Annotated in this window: 18 protein-coding genes and 4 tRNA genes; 13 read left to right on the top strand and 9 right to left on the bottom strand. The window is 39.6% G+C overall.

What is annotated here, in order from left to right:
• Positions 1–22 precede the first annotated feature (22 nt).
• Positions 23–1240, bottom strand: coding sequence for an S-methyl-5-thioribose kinase (mtnK, locus tag CXF76_RS04415; protein ID WP_024607291.1), 1218 nt, complete (start codon positions 1238–1240; stop codon positions 23–25).
• A gap of 129 nt (positions 1241–1369) precedes the next feature.
• Between mtnK and mtnA the strand changes: the two genes are divergently transcribed.
• Positions 1370–2398 (top strand): S-methyl-5-thioribose-1-phosphate isomerase, encoded by a 1029-nt coding sequence (mtnA, locus tag CXF76_RS04410; RefSeq protein WP_101163122.1) that lies wholly within the window; start codon positions 1370–1372, stop codon positions 2396–2398.
• On the opposite strand, the gene CXF76_RS04405 is transcribed toward mtnA, so the two are convergent.
• From CXF76_RS04405 to CXF76_RS04390, 4 genes are all read right to left on the bottom strand, one after another.
• Positions 2387–3451 carry a RelA/SpoT domain-containing protein gene (locus CXF76_RS04405; RefSeq protein WP_007579871.1) on the bottom strand — a complete coding sequence of 355 codons (1065 nt, stop codon included), beginning with the start codon at positions 3449–3451 and terminating at the stop codon, positions 2387–2389. The two genes, mtnA and CXF76_RS04405, sit on opposite strands and share 12 nt — an antisense overlap.
• 129 nt (positions 3452–3580) lie before the next feature.
• Complete coding sequence (locus tag CXF76_RS04400; RefSeq protein ID WP_024607293.1) at positions 3581–4123, bottom strand: 1,2-dihydroxy-3-keto-5-methylthiopentene dioxygenase; 543 nt, start codon at positions 4121–4123, stop codon at positions 3581–3583.
• Positions 4120–4806: an acireductone synthase gene (mtnC, locus tag CXF76_RS04395; RefSeq protein ID WP_024607294.1), complete on the bottom strand. Its 687-nt coding sequence runs from the start codon at positions 4804–4806 to the stop codon at positions 4120–4122. The genes CXF76_RS04400 and mtnC overlap by 4 nt, the downstream gene beginning before the upstream one ends.
• A complete protein-coding gene (locus tag CXF76_RS04390) occupies positions 4803–5432 on the bottom strand; it encodes a methylthioribulose 1-phosphate dehydratase (protein WP_024589460.1) in 630 nt (209 codons plus the stop codon). Before CXF76_RS04390 ends, mtnC begins: the two co-directional genes overlap by 4 nt.
• Positions 5433–5540: 108 nt before the next feature.
• On the opposite strand from CXF76_RS04390, the gene CXF76_RS04385 reads away from it, so the two are divergent.
• The 3 genes from CXF76_RS04385 to CXF76_RS04375 all read left to right on the top strand — a co-directional run bounded on the left by CXF76_RS04385 (position 5541) and on the right by CXF76_RS04375 (position 8935).
• On the top strand, positions 5541–6683 hold the full coding sequence (locus CXF76_RS04385) for a methionine aminotransferase (protein ID WP_101163121.1): 1143 nt from the start codon (positions 5541–5543) through the stop codon (positions 6681–6683).
• Positions 6671–7444: an amidohydrolase gene (locus tag CXF76_RS04380; RefSeq protein WP_101163120.1), complete on the top strand. Its 774-nt coding sequence runs from the start codon at positions 6671–6673 to the stop codon at positions 7442–7444. Before CXF76_RS04385 ends, CXF76_RS04380 begins: the two co-directional genes overlap by 13 nt.
• 75 nt (positions 7445–7519) lie before the next feature.
• Positions 7520–8935, top strand: a complete 1416-nt coding sequence (locus CXF76_RS04375; RefSeq protein ID WP_101163119.1) for a mannose-1-phosphate guanylyltransferase/mannose-6-phosphate isomerase — start codon at positions 7520–7522, stop codon at positions 8933–8935.
• A 29-nt stretch (positions 8936–8964) separates the two neighbouring features.
• Here CXF76_RS04375 and CXF76_RS04370 read toward each other — a convergent pair whose 3' ends face one another.
• From CXF76_RS04370 to CXF76_RS04360, 3 genes are all read right to left on the bottom strand, one after another.
• Positions 8965–11121 carry a response regulator gene (locus CXF76_RS04370; RefSeq protein ID WP_024589456.1) on the bottom strand — a complete coding sequence of 719 codons (2157 nt, stop codon included), beginning with the start codon at positions 11119–11121 and terminating at the stop codon, positions 8965–8967.
• A gap of 167 nt (positions 11122–11288) precedes the next feature.
• Positions 11289–11945: a helix-turn-helix transcriptional regulator gene (locus tag CXF76_RS04365; protein WP_004334929.1), complete on the bottom strand. Its 657-nt coding sequence runs from the start codon at positions 11943–11945 to the stop codon at positions 11289–11291.
• Positions 11946–12164: 219 nt separating this feature from the next.
• On the bottom strand, positions 12165–12533 hold the full coding sequence (locus CXF76_RS04360) for a histidine triad nucleotide-binding protein (protein ID WP_007579887.1): 369 nt from the start codon (positions 12531–12533) through the stop codon (positions 12165–12167).
• 92 nt (positions 12534–12625) lie between these two features.
• Between CXF76_RS04360 and CXF76_RS04355 the strand changes: the two genes are divergently transcribed.
• Positions 12626–13225 carry a DUF2057 domain-containing protein gene (locus CXF76_RS04355; protein ID WP_024589455.1) on the top strand — a complete coding sequence of 200 codons (600 nt, stop codon included), beginning with the start codon at positions 12626–12628 and terminating at the stop codon, positions 13223–13225.
• Positions 13226–13284: 59 nt separating this feature from the next.
• Here CXF76_RS04355 and CXF76_RS04350 read toward each other — a convergent pair whose 3' ends face one another.
• On the bottom strand, positions 13285–15126 hold the full coding sequence (locus tag CXF76_RS04350; protein WP_101163118.1) for a M1 family metallopeptidase: 1842 nt from the start codon (positions 15124–15126) through the stop codon (positions 13285–13287).
• 143 nt (positions 15127–15269) lie between these two features.
• Here CXF76_RS04350 and murB point away from each other — a divergent pair, with 143 nt between their 5' ends.
• The 8 genes from murB to CXF76_RS04310 form a co-directional block, all read left to right on the top strand.
• Entirely contained in the window at positions 15270–16280 is a 1011-nt protein-coding gene (murB, locus tag CXF76_RS04345; RefSeq protein WP_101163117.1) for a UDP-N-acetylmuramate dehydrogenase, read from the top strand.
• Positions 16277–17269: a bifunctional biotin--[acetyl-CoA-carboxylase] ligase/biotin operon repressor BirA gene (gene birA / locus CXF76_RS04340; protein WP_101163116.1), complete on the top strand. Its 993-nt coding sequence runs from the start codon at positions 16277–16279 to the stop codon at positions 17267–17269. The genes murB and birA overlap by 4 nt, the downstream gene beginning before the upstream one ends.
• Positions 17266–17976 (top strand): type III pantothenate kinase, encoded by a 711-nt coding sequence (locus CXF76_RS04335; RefSeq protein ID WP_101163115.1) that lies wholly within the window; start codon positions 17266–17268, stop codon positions 17974–17976. Before birA ends, CXF76_RS04335 begins: the two co-directional genes overlap by 4 nt.
• A gap of 126 nt (positions 17977–18102) precedes the next feature.
• A tRNA-Thr gene (locus tag CXF76_RS04330) sits at positions 18103–18178 on the top strand.
• A 40-nt stretch (positions 18179–18218) separates the two neighbouring features.
• Positions 18219–18303 (top strand) — tRNA-Tyr (locus tag CXF76_RS04325).
• A gap of 44 nt (positions 18304–18347) precedes the next feature.
• Positions 18348–18422, top strand: a tRNA-Gly gene (locus CXF76_RS04320).
• Positions 18423–18433: 11 nt separating this feature from the next.
• A tRNA-Thr gene (locus CXF76_RS04315) sits at positions 18434–18509 on the top strand.
• A 128-nt stretch (positions 18510–18637) separates the two neighbouring features.
• Positions 18638–18799, top strand: a 162-nt coding sequence (locus CXF76_RS04310) for a GTP-binding protein (RefSeq protein ID WP_232785096.1), incomplete at its 3' end; no start/stop codon positions are given.

The raw sequence follows: 18799 nt of genomic DNA, 5'->3' as shown, positions 1-18799 counted from the left end.
AATAGCGCCTTTTTAATGTTTTTTAGTTTAATTGGCTTATTAATAAACTAAAAAATGCTTCTTTGTTGTCGCATGTTTGGGCATTCAAAATAAGTTGCTCGCCTAGTGCTAATGTTTGTTTTTGCACTATAAGACGCGCTTTCTCATCATTTATGCTATCTATATCGGTTACATGTGCGAGCCCTATGGTGCGCCTAATTAACTCAGCACCACAGTAGCCAATGGCATCTTGTAATACGCCCTTTATAAAGTATTCACCGTAGCCTGTAACCTTTAGCGCACCTTCAGTAGTGTGCTCATTTATAAGCGTAAGCCAATGCTGTTCAAATAAGGTATAGCATTCAACAAGGGTGCTTAATAAGTGGGTTTGGTAATTACGACGAGCCACAAAATCTCCAATATGCCCGTATTGTGCGCAGTAATTTAAAAGTAAATTGCCAATAAAAGAGCCAATATCGAACCCAGCAGGTCCAAAAAAACCAAACTCTGGGTCAATCATCTTTGTATTATTACAATCAACAAAAATGCTACCGCTGTGCATGTCACCATGAAGTAATGTTTGCGGGTTAGATAAAAAATTAGCTTTTAGTTTTGCTATTTCTAACTTTAATACGCTGTTTTTGTGTATTGCATCAACTTCGTTTTGTAGTTGCTTTGGGTAGTTATTGCGTTCGTGCTCAATGTACGGATCGCTAAAAAATAAGTCTTCAGTGATTTGGCAGAGCTCAGGATTAGTAAATTGACTAACGAGTGCTTTTTTAGTTTGTGCGGTTAAATAAAAATCTGAATTATAAAAGCCAGTATGGCTTAAGTAGGTCGCTACATGCTGCGCCAATTTAGGAAATTGCTCCGCATTATTTTGTGCAGTGCGCAGTATTTGTAAATTACCTAAATCCTCTAAAATAGTCAGCGCTTGCATTTCACTATAATGTAAAACCCTAGCAGTATAAGTTGGGCAAATAGCGCCATGATTAAGCAAAACTTGCGCTTCTATACGAGCTCTATCAAGTGTTAATGGCCACGACTCGCCCACACAACGCGCGTAAGGCAGAGCTTGCTTCAAAATAACGCTATTGTTTTGCTCATCAGTAATTCTAAATACCAAATTAAGATTGCCATCGCCAAACTCATATGCCGATAAGGTTTGTCCTTGAGCAAAAAAATTACATTGTTTAGATTCAATTAATGTCGATACGTAATCGATAGCGCGCTGTGCGTTAAAAGCAACATAGTTAGTCATGGTTTAAATCTCAAAAATCAGCTTTTAAGCATTCTATACCTTTAAATGTTTAGATGTCTATAAGTCTAACTTGAGAGTTATTCAAAGTGGTGTAAAATAACGTTACGTATTTTTAATACCTTAAGCATTATGCAAAATTTAATCGCAAGCAGTTTAAAATATGAAAACGGGTCGCTTAGTGTGCTCGACCAATATTTACTTCCTCACCAGCAGGTATGGCATCAATGCCATGATGTAGAAACCATGAAAGAGCTGATCATTAACTTAAAAGTGCGTGGAGCTCCACTTATTGGTTTAGGCGCGAGCTTGTTAGTGGCGTATTTAGCTGAACAAGGGGTAGTAAAAAGTGAGCTTGAAAAAGCAATCAATGAACTAGAGGCCACTCGTCCAACGGCAGTTAATTTAATGCATTGTATGGCGGCATTGCGAAAAGCTTTAACGCAAAGCGATTATGTTGCCGGTATTGTTAGTACAGCTGAGCGGTTGTTTATTGAAGATATTGAGCTGTGTGAACGAATGGCAACCCGTGGCGCCGAGCTTATAAATAGTGGCGACAATGTATTAACTCATTGCAATACAGGGGCGCTTGCAACCGCTGGTATTGGTACTGCACTAGGTGTTATCTATAAAGCGCAGCAAAAACATGGCAACGTACATGTGTGGGTTGATGAAACACGACCATTATTACAAGGCGGTCGCTTAACTGCCTTTGAGCTTGAGCGCTGGAAAATACCTTACACATTAATTTGCGATAATATGGCAGCAAGTTTAATGGCTGCAGGTAAGGTAGATAAAATAGTAGTGGGGGCTGATCGTATTGCCGCCAATGGTGATTTTGCTAATAAAGTGGGCACCTATAATTTAGCCGTACTAGCGCATTTTCATAACATTCCATTTTATGTGGTCGCGCCTATTACCACGCTTGATACCAACACCGCGTGTGGTGATGATATAGAAATAGAGCAACGTAATCCTCAAGAAGTGCGCGGAGTTAGCGGTAGCTTTGGCGAAGCTTTATGGGCGCCCACCAATGCTAATGTATATAACCCTGCATTTGATATAACGCCGGCAAAGCTGGTCACAGGATGGGTGTTAGACACGGGTGTGTATAACCAGCAACAAGTATTAATGGGTAAACTTAAAGAGCTAACTCAATAATATGCGACTGAATTCTGAAAGAAACTCAGAGGTACTATTTAGGTAGTTGGGGTAGGCTTTTTCTATTGATTTCAAGTCGCTCCCCGCTACCAGAAGCACGTTATTGTGAGTTTGTTTTTCTTGTTCGGCGTAATGTGTTAGAGCTTCTTGCTTTTTATTCTCTGCATATAAAAAGACTCGACCCATTTGTGTTTCAGTGTTGTGAACGAGTAAAGCAAAGCCTGTATCTTTCGATTTATTTTTAATTTCGTCAACTTGGAATGCGCGATTAAATGCATCAAGCTTATGAAATGCGGCTAGCTTTTTATTTAGTGCCGAAAGCTCATCAACAAAGGCCTGCGATTGTTGTGAACTTAATTGATTTGAACCATCTTTGACTGCAAGAAACTCACCCATGATAAAAAATAATCGCTTCCAATCTGTGTCGGCTGCTTGGGGATTGGTTTTTAGTGTTTCTTTTTCAATAATATCTACAATTTCAACAGTAGTAGCCCAAAGGTGCTGAAGCCTAGTGCGCAACTGAACTTCAATTTGAAAGCCTTTATAATCGTGAGATTCTAAATTGTTATAACTTTTATAAACACGATGAATACCTCTATAGCCTGTCGCTTTTGGGTTTTCAATATAATCATATGACTTAACGCTATGAACTGCTCTACTCGAGTCTAAACTGGCGTTGAGTTGATATAGATGCTCTAGATTATCTAAGATTACTCGGCAGCCACCTATATCGTGCATTCGCTTCAGATTTATTGCGTTTTCACTTTTACCATCCAACGAGGCTCTTTGTAACTTATCTATAATAGTTGGCAAGCGCTTTAAGCGTCTAACTATAGTCGCCGATTCTAGCAAATGAAGCTTTTTTACATGTTTCCATACGAGGTTTTTAATAATAGTCAGCGGATATAAATGTGCTGCACGATAGTTTTGTACAACCTCTATTGCAAAGTCAAAATCACCTTCATTTTTACGAAAAATACGACCAGCCTTTTCAACTTGCTTACGTGAGTAGGCTAGTTGTTGTTTAGACTTTTGATATTGTTCGTTCACCATTGGAAAGTTACTCTTTATCAGCTGCATTGCTAAAATAATATTACAGAGTTAAGTGATTGAAGTCATCCTGCAAATTGCATAAATACGCTTATAGAAAATATAGTTTAGGCATGCGTGCACTGAGCTTTATTAATCGAGTAAGGGAAATTGCTCTGCAATAGACGAGTCAGTACTTTTTGCTACCCAGCCCTCTGTATTGTTAAATAAGCGAATGGCAGTAAACTCAGGGTCGCTTCCCATATCAAACCAATGCGGGGTAAGTTCAGGTACTGAAATTAAATCGCCTTGTTGGCAAAGTACCTGATAAACCTTATTGCCTAAATGCAGGCAAAATAGCCCTTGGCCTTTTACAAAAAAACGCACTTCGTCTTCATTATGAGTATGTTCAAATAAAAACTTTTTGCGCAGCTCTGATGCGCCAAGATTACCTTTAGCTAGAGATATAACGTCTACTGTTTGATAGCCATTTTCGATTTTTAACCGATCTATATCGCTTTTGTACGCACTAATAATTTGCTCATGGGTGGTGTGCTCATTAATATCTGCATTTGTTTGCCACTGTTCAAAACGTACGTTTACTTTAGCTAGTTGCTTTGCAATATCATCAGCATTTGATGTGTTTACAAGTGCTTTGGTTGCATCGTTGTCGGCATACACTGTTAATTGGCTCATACTAATTGCCCCAATTTAAATTGGCTAAAGTCATTAATATAAGGGTGTGCTTTAGTGCTTGCTTGCCCATCACGAATTAAATGTAGTGTTTTTAAGCCTGCAGCTTGCGCGGCATCAAGTTCACCGGCTACATCACTTAAAAAGAGTATTTCTGCTGCTTTAAACGGTAATAGCTTAACAATAGTGTTATAGGCTGTTTGTTCTTGTTTTGCGCCAACTTTGGTGTCAAAAAAGTCAGTAAACAAGCTGCTAATGTCGCCATAATCACTGTATTTAAAAAGTAGCTGCTGCGCTTTTACCGACCCTGACGAGTACACATACAAAGTAATATCGTTGTTGTGTTGAGCTTGTAAAAAATCAAATGCATCTGGGTATAAATGACCTTTAAAATCACCGTGTTCATACCCTGTTTGCCAAATTAAGCCTTGTAACTGCTTAAGTGGAGTGATTTTTTTATCTTCATCAATCCAGGTAAGTAAAGTGCTAATGACTTCTTCTATATCGGCGTTTGGCTTTTCGACAAGGGCTTTTATGGCATTAATTTGCTCGGCTACATCTGGCTTATCAGCATTGGCACGTACAAAGGTAGGTAACTGCTTTGCCGCGTAAGGAAACAACACCTCTTTAACAAACGAGATGCGGGTTATTGTGCCTTCGATGTCGGTTAAAATAGCTTTAATCATTTAGTTACTCCCGCTTGAATACCGATTATTTTCAGGCGCTCTAGTTCGCAACTAAATAAAAACTCTAAGGCTTCTAGGTGGCGACGAACTTCATCAATATTACGCCCTACTGCATATAAGCCATGACCACGTATCAGTACGCCGTGCTCTATCGGCGTATGTAAATGATGGTCACTGACCAGCAGGCTTAATCGGTCAATATCTTGATCGTTATCGAAAATAGGAATGCTCAGCGTTTCTAAATGCGAAGTAAAGCCGCTCAGTGCTTTTTGCATTTCATAGCCTGTTAAATCAAGTTGATGCCTTTGGGTAATTTGCGACAGTACGGTGGCGGCTACAGAGTGAGTATGCAAAACACACTGTGCATCAGGTATAAGCTGATACAAACTTAGGTGTAATTGTGTTTCTGCCGATGGCTTTACAGCTCCTGCTAGGCGCTCGCCTTGGTGGTCTAATTGCAAAAAATGCTCTTGCGTAAGTGAGCCTTTATCGTGCCCACTTGCCGTAACAACAAAGCCAGTGCTAGTACGAGCTGAAAAATTTCCACCTGTTGCGGGTACCCAGCCTTTTTGGCTAACCCATTTTCCGGCTTCAATAAGTTGTGAAATAGCGGTATTGTTTTGCATACATTCCTCACTAATGAGCGTAAAGTTAATTGTTTTTAGACGGCTATACTTCTGTTTTAAGCAATGATAGCATCGCTTTAAGCGCAAAACCATCATTAAGGGCATCACGTGTTTGAAAGTAAATTACCAAATTTAGGCGTTAGTATATTTAGCCAAATGAGTGGGTTGGCTAATGAGTTTTCGGCAATTAATCTCTCTCAAGGCTTTCCTGAGTTTGATGCTCCTGATCTTTTAAAAACGCAGCTAAATTATTATGTACAGCAGGGCGTTAATCAATATTCACCTTCAAGTGGCGTACCACGATTACAGCAACAAATTGCTGATTTAGCAAAGCGCAAATATGCAGCTGATATAAACGCAGCTGATCAAGTTACTGTTACCTCGGGTGCAACAGAGGCATTGTTTGTAGCTATTCAAACAATTGTTCGCCCAAGTGATGAAGTGATTGTATTTGACCCTGCATATGACTCTTACCAACCCGCAATTGAACTTGCTGGTGGGAAGTCGGTACACATTGCTTTAAGTGCGCCAAATTACACTATTGATTGGCAAGTAGTAAGCCAAGTAATTACTAAAAATACCCGTGCAATTATTATTAATACGCCTCATAACCCAAGCGGTAAAATATTACAGCCACAAGATATAAAAGCGCTTAAAAAGTTAGTTGGTACTCACAATTTTTATGTAATAAGCGATGAGGTATATGAGCACATTACGTTTGATCAGCAACCGCATTTAAGCGTATTACGCGATGATGAATTATTTGCCAAAAGCTTTGTTGTATCGAGTTTTGGTAAAACGTTTCACAGCACGGGCTGGAAAATGGGTTACTGTATTGCACCTGCAGATTTAGCTGTCGAATTTAGAAAAATTCATCAGTACGTTACGTTTTCAAGTTTTACCCCCGCACAGCATGCGCTTGCCGATATGCTCGAGCAGCAAGGCGAGCATATAGATGAGCTAAGTGGGTTTTATCAGCAAAAACGCGACTTATTAGCGAGCCATTTAAGTAACAGCCGTTTTAAAATTTTACCTAGCCAGGGCACTTACTTTTTATTATTAGATTACAGTGATGTATCGGATTTAAACGATGTTGAATTTTGCCATTGGTTAGTTGAGCAAGCCGGTGTTGCGGCTATTCCGTTAAGTGTTTTTTATCAAAATCCACCAACCGACAAAGTAATTCGTTTATGCTTTGCTAAAAACGACAACACTCTCATAGAGGCTGCGCAAATATTATGTCAACTTTAACCATTACAGCATTGCAAAGTTCGCTTTATTGGCTTGATAAAGACGCTAATTTAGCCATGTTTAATAAACAACTTGAAGCAATTACGCATCAGCCCGATCTTATTTTACTGCCTGAAACATTCTCGACTGGCTTTGCTATTAATGTAGATTGTGCAGAGCCTGAAAACGGTAAAGTACTGACTTGGTTAAAAGCGCAGGCTCACAAACATAATGCGGTTATTGCGGGTTCGGTACTTGTTGCACAAGGCGATAAAAAAGCGAATCGGTTTTATTGGGTAAAGCCCGATGGTGAGGTGAATTATTACGATAAGCGTCATTTATTTCGCTTAGGCAGCGAGGGCGATTACGTTGTAGCAGGTCAAGCGCGCAAAGTTTTTGAAATCAATGGTTTTAAACTATTACCGCAAGTATGTTATGACCTGCGTTTTCCGGTATTTCAACGCAATAATAACGACTACGATGTAATGATAAACGTAGCAAATTGGCCTGCTGTGCGCCGCCATATTTGGGATACGTTACTTATGGCGCGTGCAATGGAAAACCTATGCTACGTAGTAGGCGTTAATCGTGTGGGGGAAGACGGTAATGGTGTGGCGCACAATGGCGGTACCGCAGTATACGACTTCAAAGGCGATGCCTTAACTAAAGCGCAAGATGACGCTGAGCAACTAGTTACTATCACGCTTGAAAAAGCACCACTGGATGAGTTTAAAGCAGCGTTTCCTGCCTATTTAGATGCAGACTCTTTTACATTAATATAGACACGTTAATTTAGCGCAGAGCCAATAAAGTGTTAAAATAGTCGCTGATATTTTTGTTGGCGGCTAATATACATTATGAACACTTTAATCACTCCTGTAATTTTAGCTGGTGGCATAGGCTCTCGTTTGTGGCCGCTTTCTCGCCAAGCAATGCCTAAACAATTTTTACCGCTACTAAATGAAAACACGTCATTACTGCAAAGTACATTGGCGCGTGTTTCTAATGAGTTGTTTGATAATGCTATTTTAGTGTGTAATGAGCAGCACCGATTTATTGCCGCCGAGCAAGCTGCAAGCTCAATTCCTAGTGCATTATTACTCGAACCCAAAGGTAAGAATACCGCTCCTGCCATCGCATTAGCCGCCCACTATGCACTGCAAAATGGGATTACCGGCCCGCTATTAGTGATGCCTGCCGATCATCATATTAAAAACTTTGATGTATTAACAGCTAAGCTCCCTGAAGCTGTAAAACTTGCTGCGCAAGGAAAGCTAGTTACGTTTTCGATTACTCCTACAGAGGCGCATACTGGTTATGGCTATATAAAACAAGGTGCGGCTATTGCTGGAACGGGTTGTTACGATGTTGCTCAATTTAAAGAAAAGCCTGACTTAGATACAGCGAACCGTTATTTAGCTCAAGGTGGTTATAGCTGGAATAGCGGCATGTTTTTATTTACCCCTGCAGCCTATTTAAAAGAGCTCGAGCGGTTTGCGCCAAAAATAGCAACGAGTGTCGCTGCAGCGGCGCAATTTACTAAAGATTTAGGGTTTACCCGCCCAAGCAACAGTGCGCTTGAACACTGCCCAAGCGATTCAATTGATTACGCCATTTTAGAGCGCAGTAATAACGTAGTTGTTATGCCTGTTGATTTAAAATGGAGTGATGTAGGTAGTTTTTCATCCCTTGATGCGCTTACAAAAAAAGATGAAAACGGTAATAGTTTAAATGCTAATTATATGGCTCAAAAAAGTACTAATAACTTAGTTATTAACGAGGCTGAACACACTATTGCCACGCTTGGAGTAAGCAATTTAGCAATTATTCATACTCATGATGCCACGTTAATTGCAAATCAAAATGAGCTGGATTCTCTGCCTTTGTTGCTTAAGGAAATTGCTACAACACAGGCTGATAAACTTAACCATCATCAAGTGGTTTTTCGCCCGTGGGGAAATTACCGTACTTTGGTTGAGGGTACTGGCTTTAAAGTTAAAAAAATTACTGTTAACAGCGGTGCTAAGCTTTCGACGCAGCGCCATCAGCATCGTGCTGAACATTGGGTTGTGGTTTCGGGTATTGCAGATGTGTGTATTAATGAGCAAGCGTATACGCTAACGCACGACCAATCGTGTTATATCGCCGCAAAACAAATTCATAGCTTGGCTAATAATCAAAAAGAGCCGTTAATTGTCATTGAAGTGCAAACCGGTGCTGTACTTGATGAAAGCGATATAGAGCGATTTGATGATAAATATGGAAGAGGCTAATAATTAGCTATTTTAAAGCTAATTCACTATTACTCTAACTGCCCACGCACAAACTTTAAATATTGCTCTAAGCTGCGTTGCCACAGATCTAGCGCTTCATCAAGCATGTCGTTATGTGGCTTTTTATCGAGTAAACGGCGCTCTATTTTTTTAAGCTCAATACCATAGCGATTAAAACCAAGTTGCAGAGCGGTACTTGCTTGGCGATGTAAAAGCTTAATGCATTGCTCTGGTTGTTGGTCAATAAGCTTTTGACAGCGAATTAGCTTGTTACGCGCCGAGAGCACAAACTCATTATAAATCGACGACACTTCATCTTCACTAAATGAGCTGGTGAGTGTTTCGGCCGCTGTTTTGTCATACAAGGTATCAATAAGTTCTACTGCAATACTCGCAGTTTGATTAGATTGAGAGTCGCTAAGTGCTTGGCGAAGCTTTTCGTGCTTAATAGGCTTGCCTACAATGTCTTTTATTCCTAATTCTAAATATTCTTTTACTTCGTCAGGGCTAAGGCTTGCAGTAAATGCGAGTACTGGAGTTCGTTGATTTTTATGATCAATGCGTTTTAGACGTTTAAGTACTTCTTGGCCTGTTAAATCAGGTAGGTTCATATCAAGCAAAACAACATCGAAGTGGTGAGCTTGCATGAGCTCTATGGCGCTTTTCCCATCTTTTGCGAGCTTAATTTTGTGCTCATCGTCGGCCATAAATTCTATAGCAATTTTTTGATTTAAATCTAAATCTTCAACCAGTAGTACATCAAGACCTGTTAAGTAATCTTTAGTTTGATGGCGCTGCTCTACAAGGCTTAATTCACCTAAAGTAAAAGTAACGGTAAAGCTAAATACACTACCAGTACCAAGCTGGCTGGCTATTTCGAGTCGGCTACTGAGCTTTTCAAGCAGGCGACTGGTAATAGCTAAGCCAAGGCCAGTTCCGCCTTTTTCTTTTCCTGCGCTACTTTGTACATAAGGTTCTGTTAAGTAGGCTATCTCATCATTTTCTATACCTGGCCCTGAATCTTTGACACTAATTTTTATAGTGTGCTCAAGTTGTTTTTCTAATACTAAATCAACCTGAATTTTAACGGTTCCGTGGTCTGTAAACTTAATGGCATTACCTACTAAATTAATAATTATTTGCCTAAGTTTTTGCTGGTCGCAGTAATAACAGGCTTGCTCAGGAATATTACATATTAGTTCAAACTTGAGTTGCTTTTGCTCGGCGAGAGGGCTTAGTAATAAGCATAAATTATTAAGCCATGTTTTAAACTCTACATCTTCTTCGTAAAGCGCTTCGTCACTTTGATCTAGGCTCGCGTAATCAAGGACCTTATCTACCAATAAGTTAAGTGATTCGGCAGAATTTATAATCGCTTCGCAATAGGCTTTATTGCGGGTATCACTTGTTTGGTTCATAACAAGTTGGGCGCTGCCTAAAATACCGTTTAGCGGGGTGCGAATTTCGTGGCTTATAGTTGATAAAAAGAGCCCGCGTATTTCTAAATCTTTTTGTGCTTTATCGGCTAATTTATTGAGGTGCTGCTCTCTGCGCTCATTACATAATAACGCCATACCTGCAGCATAAAACATGGGAGCAATTACGCCATTTAAAAATAATAATGAGCTAAACCAGCCGTTTACTAAAAGATTTTTTTGTTCAATGTTATCCATAAATAACGAGCGGCCAATAAAGCTTAAAGCAACAAGCGTTAAAATGGTTATGTATACAATGCTGCCATTAGGATAGGGTTTGCGTGCACACTTAATAAATATAAACAGTAAAAAACCGGCTTCTGCTATGTGTTGTATATCGGATGCAATCACTCTTTCGTGTAAAGATGGGTCAAAAAAGGTGTAATAGCCAAGCATTACAGTGCAAAAAGCGGTCACTGAGCAGAGTAATTTAAAACCAATACCGCGATAATTTAAAAACTGACTAAGTGAAAGGCAGTGCACTATTGATGCGGCAAACATCATGCTACTGGCAGCGCTAATAATTACTAAATTATGTGTATCACCAACAAGAGTAAAGCCAATAACAGAGCCTAATAGCAATATGGGATAAAAAATGTATAGCAGCGTGCCCGATATTTGTTTGTTTGTTCGCCATGTCAAAAAGTTAAGTAAGGTCATTACGACCATGATGGCGATGCTGGCAAAGTAAAGAGTGAAGGAGTCGAGCATTAATATTCCAGCAAAGTAGCTATTAAACTAAAGTTATCAAAAGTATACACTTATACCAATCCTCAAAACAGATTACTTAATTAAGCTAATTGTTATTAGATAAGTATATAGCACATACAAAAACAGACACCTAAGTGTCTGCTTTTAAATTTAAACTAAATATTTGATTAACGAATTTCATCAGGGATATTTTGTTGTGCCCACGATAGAAGTTCAATACGGTTACGACATTTAGTTTTTCTAAATGCGCTGTATAAATGTGTTTTAACAGTATGTGGACTAATACTTAAATCTTCTGCGATCTCTTTATTTTTCGAACCTTTACTCATTAGTGAGATTATTGCTTTTTCTCGCTTAGTAAGTTTAACAGGCTCAATATCACCTTCGGTTAGTTTATGCAGCGCATCTTTATTAAATTGCAGCATACGATTTAATGCATTACACATAATATCGCGACGGTACCAAAGTTGATCTTCAAGTAGTAAGCGAATACCTTTCATTAATACATCGGCGTTATCTGTTGTGTAAAATACGCCACGAATACCGCTTAACAATGCACGATTAGCAAGCTCAGGGTTTTCGTCTAAATTAAATAATATGATATCGCATTTAATACGTAGGTTTACTAGTTGTTCTTTTAGTTTTCCCCATGCATCCTTGCTTGATGTTTCAATAAACAAAAGTCGAGTCCCTTCAGGTATGTCTAAAATATTAGTACCTGTGGTTACGTCAAGGCCTTGCGTTTTTAACAAAGGTTCTAAAACGTTAATACCAATAGTGTTAATTGGCTCTTGATCTAATAACAAAAAGGCTGAACTGCTCATGTTTTTTATACTCTTTTATAAAGCTGACTGACTAAGTTTACCACGACTTCCACACCTTTTGTATTAGAAAATCGCTGATGTACTCAATAACAAATACGATATTACGATTATTTAAACACAAAATGTTGCAAATAAGTAACTATTTATTCTTTATAACTATGAAAATTATAACATTTGTAACTAATTAATTGAGTGGAACAATTTAATAAAAACTTTTAATTATTTTACTTTTTTTACATTTTGATAAGGTGGCCAGCCCATTTCTTTACCGCCAAGCATGTGTAAATGTATGTGATAAACAGTTTGCCCACCATGTTCGTTACAGTTCATAACTACGCGGTATCCGTCCTCAGCAAAATTATGTTGCTTAGCTAATTTAGCTGCAACTACGTATAAGTTGCCTACTAAATGTGAGTTTTCAGGATTTATATCATTTATAGTAGCAATTGCTTTTTTTGGGATAATTAACACATGAAATGGCGCTTGTGGGTTTATATCTTTAAATGCGAGAGTGTTTTCATCTTCGTAAATAATATCTGCTGGAATTTCACGATTAATGATTTTGGTAAAAATAGTTTCTTGGCTCATAGTGTGTTCCTAATTAAGTGTTGTGAATTTTAAGCTCACTAATGACAAACTTTCAAAGCAGTGTCAAACTGAAATCAAATAAAGGAGTTAATATGCTTAAACCAATTTTAATAAGTAGTGCAGTTGCATTACTACTTAGTTTTTCGGCTAATGCTGAGAATATTCACTTTCCAGAAGAATTTGTACCACTGCAAGTGGGCGATAAAATGCTAGAAAGCTCTTTGTTTAGTCGTATTGATGATGTAGAGCTTGCTCCCGGAACTTATCAGCTTAGGCTAAAGTACACCGATTTATATGAAGATGATTATGACACGCATGAAGTTGTGGAGTCGGAACCATTTTGGGTAAGTGTAACTGTTGAAGCAGGTAAAGATTATACCTTAGTGTTTAATCGTGCTGAAAATTCAGTATCTGCAAAAGTATTTGCAGAAGCACCACAAGTTAGTTTAAAAGCAAAAAGTAGCGCTGTTGCTAAGCCTTTAAGTGTTATTTCTAACACGCAGCTAGCAAGCAATAAACCGGTAATGCAAAATACAATGCCTGCAGGACCTTCACGTCCTAGTCAGCCAATAAAGCCGATAGCACCAATTACAGGTAAAGGAATGCCAAGTGCGCCGCAAATGCTTGATTTTTGGTGGCAACAAGCTACAACTACAGAGCGTAAAGCTTTTTTAGAAAAAGTAACAAAGTAAAATAACAGAAAAACAAAAAGGGCCAAATTTGGCCCTTTTTAGTTTCTAGTTAACGCTATTTATTCAAATAATGCGTCAATAGTACCTTGCGCAAGAGGGTGATACCCAGGGCGTGCTTTTAAGTACACGCTTTGTGCCCAGTCTTTTTTACCGTTAGTGATAAGTGATTTATATAACGGCACAATTAACTTACGACGGCCAATACCTGATAAGTGCTTATTAAGCGCAGGATAAATTGGTTGATAACCATTACCTACTGCTAGCATAAACCAAGCAAACGCACGTTCAGCGTTAGTTGATTGCGTTAGGTTAAATTCACTATCAAGCTCGCTCATTTTCTCTATGCTTAAATCGCGTGGTAAGTTATTTAAAAAGTGTAGCCACTCATGCACAGACCAATCAGCCGTTGGTAGTTGAGCTGCTGTTGTGTCGCCTTTCAACCATGCTGCTGTTGCAGTATCTACTTTATCAAATGCATCAGAAGTAGGGTTTGGCGCATCACTTGGTAAGCCAGGCTCAAAAATCCATTCGTTTACTTTATCCATACTTACAACACCAGGGTACTTCTCAATTAAGTTAGCTTTTAAGTAAGTAACAAATTGCGCGGTAGTAAGTGATTTAAACGAAAATTCTTTAAAGTATGCTTTTACAAACGGGTCAAACTTATCGCGGCCATATTTGTTTTCTAGATAGATTAAAAATAACTGACCTTTAGTGTAAGGCACTGAGCTAAACGCATCGTCTGGGTCGCGGCCATTAAGTTTTAAATTAAGGCGTGTATCTGGTGCATCAATTGTTTTAATTTGTGCGCGTAAAGACGCTGAATCAAGTGCTTGTTCCATAACCGCACGGTCATGACCAAATACTTCTTCCATAATGCGGTTTTCAACGTACGAGGTAAAACCTTCGTTTAACCATAAATCTTCCCACGTTGCGTTAGTTACTAAGTTACCTGACCAAGAATGAGCAAGCTCATGGGCAATAAGGTTCACTAAGCTTTTATCACCGGCAACAACCGTTGGGGTTATAAATGATAAGCGTGGATTTTCCATGCCACCAAACGGAAAGCTAGGCGGTAGCATTAATAAGTCGTAACGACCCCATGCATATTCGCCGTACATAGCGTTTGTTTTGTCGATCATGGCTTGGGTGTCGTCAAACTCAGCAACTGAGGCATCTAAAATAGTAGGCTCAGCAAATATGCCCGTTTGATGCGACATTGCTTTAAATTCTAAGTTACCTGCGCCAATAGCAATTAGGTAAGGTGAAATTGCTTGCGGCATATCAAAAATGTAGTCGCCATCTTTATAAAGCGCATCTTTGTTATCAGCACTCATTACAGCACGTATATCTTTTGGTGTATGAATTCGTGCAGAGTAAGTTACACGCATTGCGGGTGTATCTTGCACTGGGATCCAACTACGCGCATGAATTGCTTGCGATTGGCTGTACATGAATGGGTGCGTTTTACTTGCCGTTTGCTCTGGTGTTAACCACTGCAGGCCAGATGCTTCAGGACGGCTGTTGTAGTAAATACGAACTACCTCAGCTTGGTTTTTAAACACAATGGTAAGCTTTGAGCCTTTAACATCATCTCGCTTAGCTAAATCAAAAGTCGCTTTTTTCCAGTTACCGCTTTGATCTTTGTACATTACTTTATCAATGTCTAAGTCGCGGGTATCAAGTACGAGAGTTCTACTTTTGCTGTTGTTCCACTGAAGAGTATGCTCTACAAAACCTTCTAACTGCTTGTCGGCAAAATCGACATCTAAATCAAGGTTTAAGTGAGTAGTAACAACATCATCAAGGTTAGCATACGAGTTTTGGTCAATCGCATTAGCCATTGCTTGCGAACACATACCCGCCATAGCGAGGCTTAAAAAAAGAGGTTTAATTTTCATCATTACTCTGAACACAAATAAAAAAGTGCTGGTTTTATATCACGATTGACACGGCGGGTTGAGTGATTTTTACAATCTAGTGCCACATTTGCGACGATGAGGTAAACTATTGCGATTAGTTACCGGTATTTTTAGAGAGCTTTGTGGCGCATTCATTACACTCATTACATACATTCGCATTAAACAGCCAATGCCAAAATTTTGTTGAAATTACTCAGCTTGAGCAACTTAAAACGCAAAGTTTTAGTGCACCGTTTTGTTTGCTAGGCGAGGGCAGTAATACCGTATTTTTAAATGACTACATGGGTACGGTTATAAAAATAGCCTTAAAAGGCATTAAAATTACCGAGCGTGAGAGCGACACACTAATAAGTATTGCTGCAGGCGAAAACTGGCATCAACTAGTCAGTTATTTATTAGAGAAAAATATACCCGGGCTTGAAAATCTAGCACTTATACCGGGCACTGTTGGCGCATCGCCGGTACAAAATATTGGTGCTTATGGCGTTGAGATAGCTAAATTTGTTGAATTGGTAGAATACTTCGATATAACCACTAAAACTATGCACTCACTAAATAACGAGCAATGTGAATTTGCTTACAGAGACTCAATATTTAAAAATGCTCTCAAAAATAAAGCGGTGATCACGCAAGTGCATTTAGCGCTCCCAAAAAAATGGCAACCAGTATTAAGTTATGGCCCCCTGCAGCAGCTCTCAAGCATTACCCCGCAAGCAGTATTCGATCAGGTTATAAAAACGCGCAATAGCAAATTACCTAACCCACATACACTTGCCAATGCGGGTAGCTTTTTTAAAAACCCAATAATAACCAACCAGCAGTTAGCTGAGCTATTAAAGGAATTTGCAGATTTACCTCATTACGAATATGGACAAAGCCATCACAAGGTCGCAGCAGGTTGGCTAATCGATAAAAGTGGTTTAAAAGGGCACCGTGAGGCTGGTATAGAAGTGCATCAACAACAAGCATTAGTACTTGTTAATCACGGAAATAGTGAGGGTATTGACCTAATAAAAATGATTAAACACATTCAGCAAGTGGTTTATACGCGTTACAGCATTATGCTAGAACACGAAGTGCGTTTAATAGATGCGCGCAGCGAATGCCATATTAACGCGGAGCCTGAGCAATGAAAGCACCTGATGGAAACAAACTCGCTATTTTAAATGCACTTAACCAAGGGGGCTTTGTATCTGGCCAAGCCTTGGGTGAAAAGCTAGGAATTAGCCGAGCTGCGGTGAGTAAACATATCAAAACGTTACAAGAAATGGGCTTGGATATTTTTAAAGTGACTGGCAAGGGCTACTGTTTGAATAGTCAGGTGGGCCTTTTAAATAAAACACAAATTGATCAGCACTACAAAGCGCTAGGTGCTAATACTGCCTATGTAGAAGTACACCCTATTATTGATTCGACCAACAGCGAGCTTATGCGCCGTATACAGGCTAAAACAGCGCTTGAGTCTGGCACTGTTATTGTTGCTGAAATGCAGCAAGCAGGGCGCGGCCGACGCGGCCGTGTTTGGCAATCCCCATTTGGCGCTAATTTGTATTACAGTTACTTTTGGCGTTTAGATGACGGGCTTCAAGCTGCAATGGGTGTATCAATTGCGGTAGGCCTTGCTGTTTATGATGCAATTAAAGCGTTATACCAAATTGACGTAGAGCTTAAATGGCCTAACGATATTTATATAAATAAACAAAAACTTGCAGGTGTATTGGTTGAATTAGATGGGCAACCGCAAGGACCTTGTCAGTTAGTGATTGGTATAGGTATTAATTTACAAATGCCTGAGAGTTTTAGCCAACATATAGACCAAGCGTGGACCGACTTAAATCAACATACTCAAAAGCTTGATAAAAACCAGCTGGTGGCGTCACTTACTTATTATTTAGAGCAGCGTTTAGTGCAGTATCGTCAAACTGGCTTACAAGATATGTATGAGCAATGGAATTCGCTTAATGCGTTTGCTGGCGATTATGTTGAGCTAAATACAGGGCACCGAAGCTGGCGTGGAATATGTGAAGGTATTGACCCTCAAGGTGGAATACGAATTCGCCAAGATGGTGAAGTAAAAAGTTATTACGGTGGGGAAGTATCCCTCAGAAAGGCGCAAGTATGAGATTACTGATCGACGTGGGAAATACATCACTAAAAGCTGTGCTGTGGCATAACGAGCAAGCACAACCAGCAGATATAAATAACCTGCCTTGGTTACAAATAACTGAAGTGATTTATGCGTGCGTAGGGCGCAGTGATTTACTAAACGATATTCGCGCGCAAGCGGCTAGCAATAATATTACTTGCTTTGAAGCCAAGGTAACCAAAACGCTTGGAGATCTTGTATGCGCTTACGAGCATGTGGGTAACTTAGGCATAGACAGGTGGCTTGCGCTTATTGCAGGCTTTACGTTATATCCAAACACAGCATGTATTGTTGTTGATGCGGGTACTGCGACAACAATTGATGTGCTCGATAGTGAAGGCCTACATTTAGGTGGCTGGATTTTACCCGGGCTTGATTTAATGACCTCGTCGCTTACACAAAACACCCAACGTGTTTTTGATGACGGTAAAACACCGTTTACTAATGAATTGGGTAAAAACACGCCAAATGGTTTAAAAAATGGTGCCTTAGTGGCAACCATCGGGGCAATTGAGCAAGCTAAGCTGAATTTAACGGCTCAAAAAACAGAACAAGCAACACAAATTATTTTTGCTGGTGGCTATGGCTCACTATTGCAGCAGCAATTTGCAGGAAGTATTTTTGATTCATTGCTCGTAATGAAGGGATTGAATTATTGGTACGAATTAACCGAAACAGTATAAAAAAGTGCAAAAAACGCGTTTTCGCGTGAATATTGAGCATTTAAACTAAAAATTTACACTTTTTTTAATTTTATTGTTGCATCCCAATAAACCTTACTCTAATATCTCGCCCCGTACTAAAGCAGTGCCGACTTAGCTCAGCTGGTAGAGCAACTGACTTGTAATCAGTAGGTCAACCGTTCGACTCGGTTAGTCGGCACCACTTTCCTTTTACCGGAAGTGAATTAGTAGAGAATTATCGTGGAGGGGTTCCCGAGCGGCCAAAGGGATCAGACTGTAAATCTGACGGCTCAGCCTTCGCTGGTTCGAATCCAGCTCCCTCCACCACTTTATTCTTGACGGTTAGAGGTAGTTTAAGAACAGATTTTTATGCGGGCATCGTATAATGGCTATTACCTCAGCCTTCCAAGCTGATGATGCGGGTTCGATTCCCGCTGCCCGCTCCAGTTCTTGTGTTGCTGATATAGCTCAGTTGGTAGAGCGCACCCTTGGTAAGGGTGAGGTCGGCAGTTCGACTCTGCCTATCAGCACCAGTCCTAAGAATCTCCTTGATTACTTCCTTTATCTGTCAGAAAATACTATTTGAAAAAATTAACTTAATCTACCTCTGGTGGATTATTTTCATATGTAATTTAGATACACAAAACTGATAGGTTCCGTCATGGCAAAAGAAAAGTTTGAACGCGTAAAACCGCACGTAAACGTTGGTACAATCGGCCACGTTGACCACGGTAAAACTACACTAACTGCAGCAATCACTAACGTACTTGCAAAAGTATACGGCGGTGTTGCTAAAGATTTCGCATCAATCGACAACGCTCCA

This window comes from Pseudoalteromonas sp. 78C3, assembly GCF_002836695.1.
GTDB classification, from domain to species: domain Bacteria; phylum Pseudomonadota; class Gammaproteobacteria; order Enterobacterales; family Alteromonadaceae; genus Pseudoalteromonas; species Pseudoalteromonas arctica.
The sequence above is the reverse complement of the archived record's forward strand: the minus strand, read 5'-3'. Positions and strand labels throughout refer to the sequence as shown.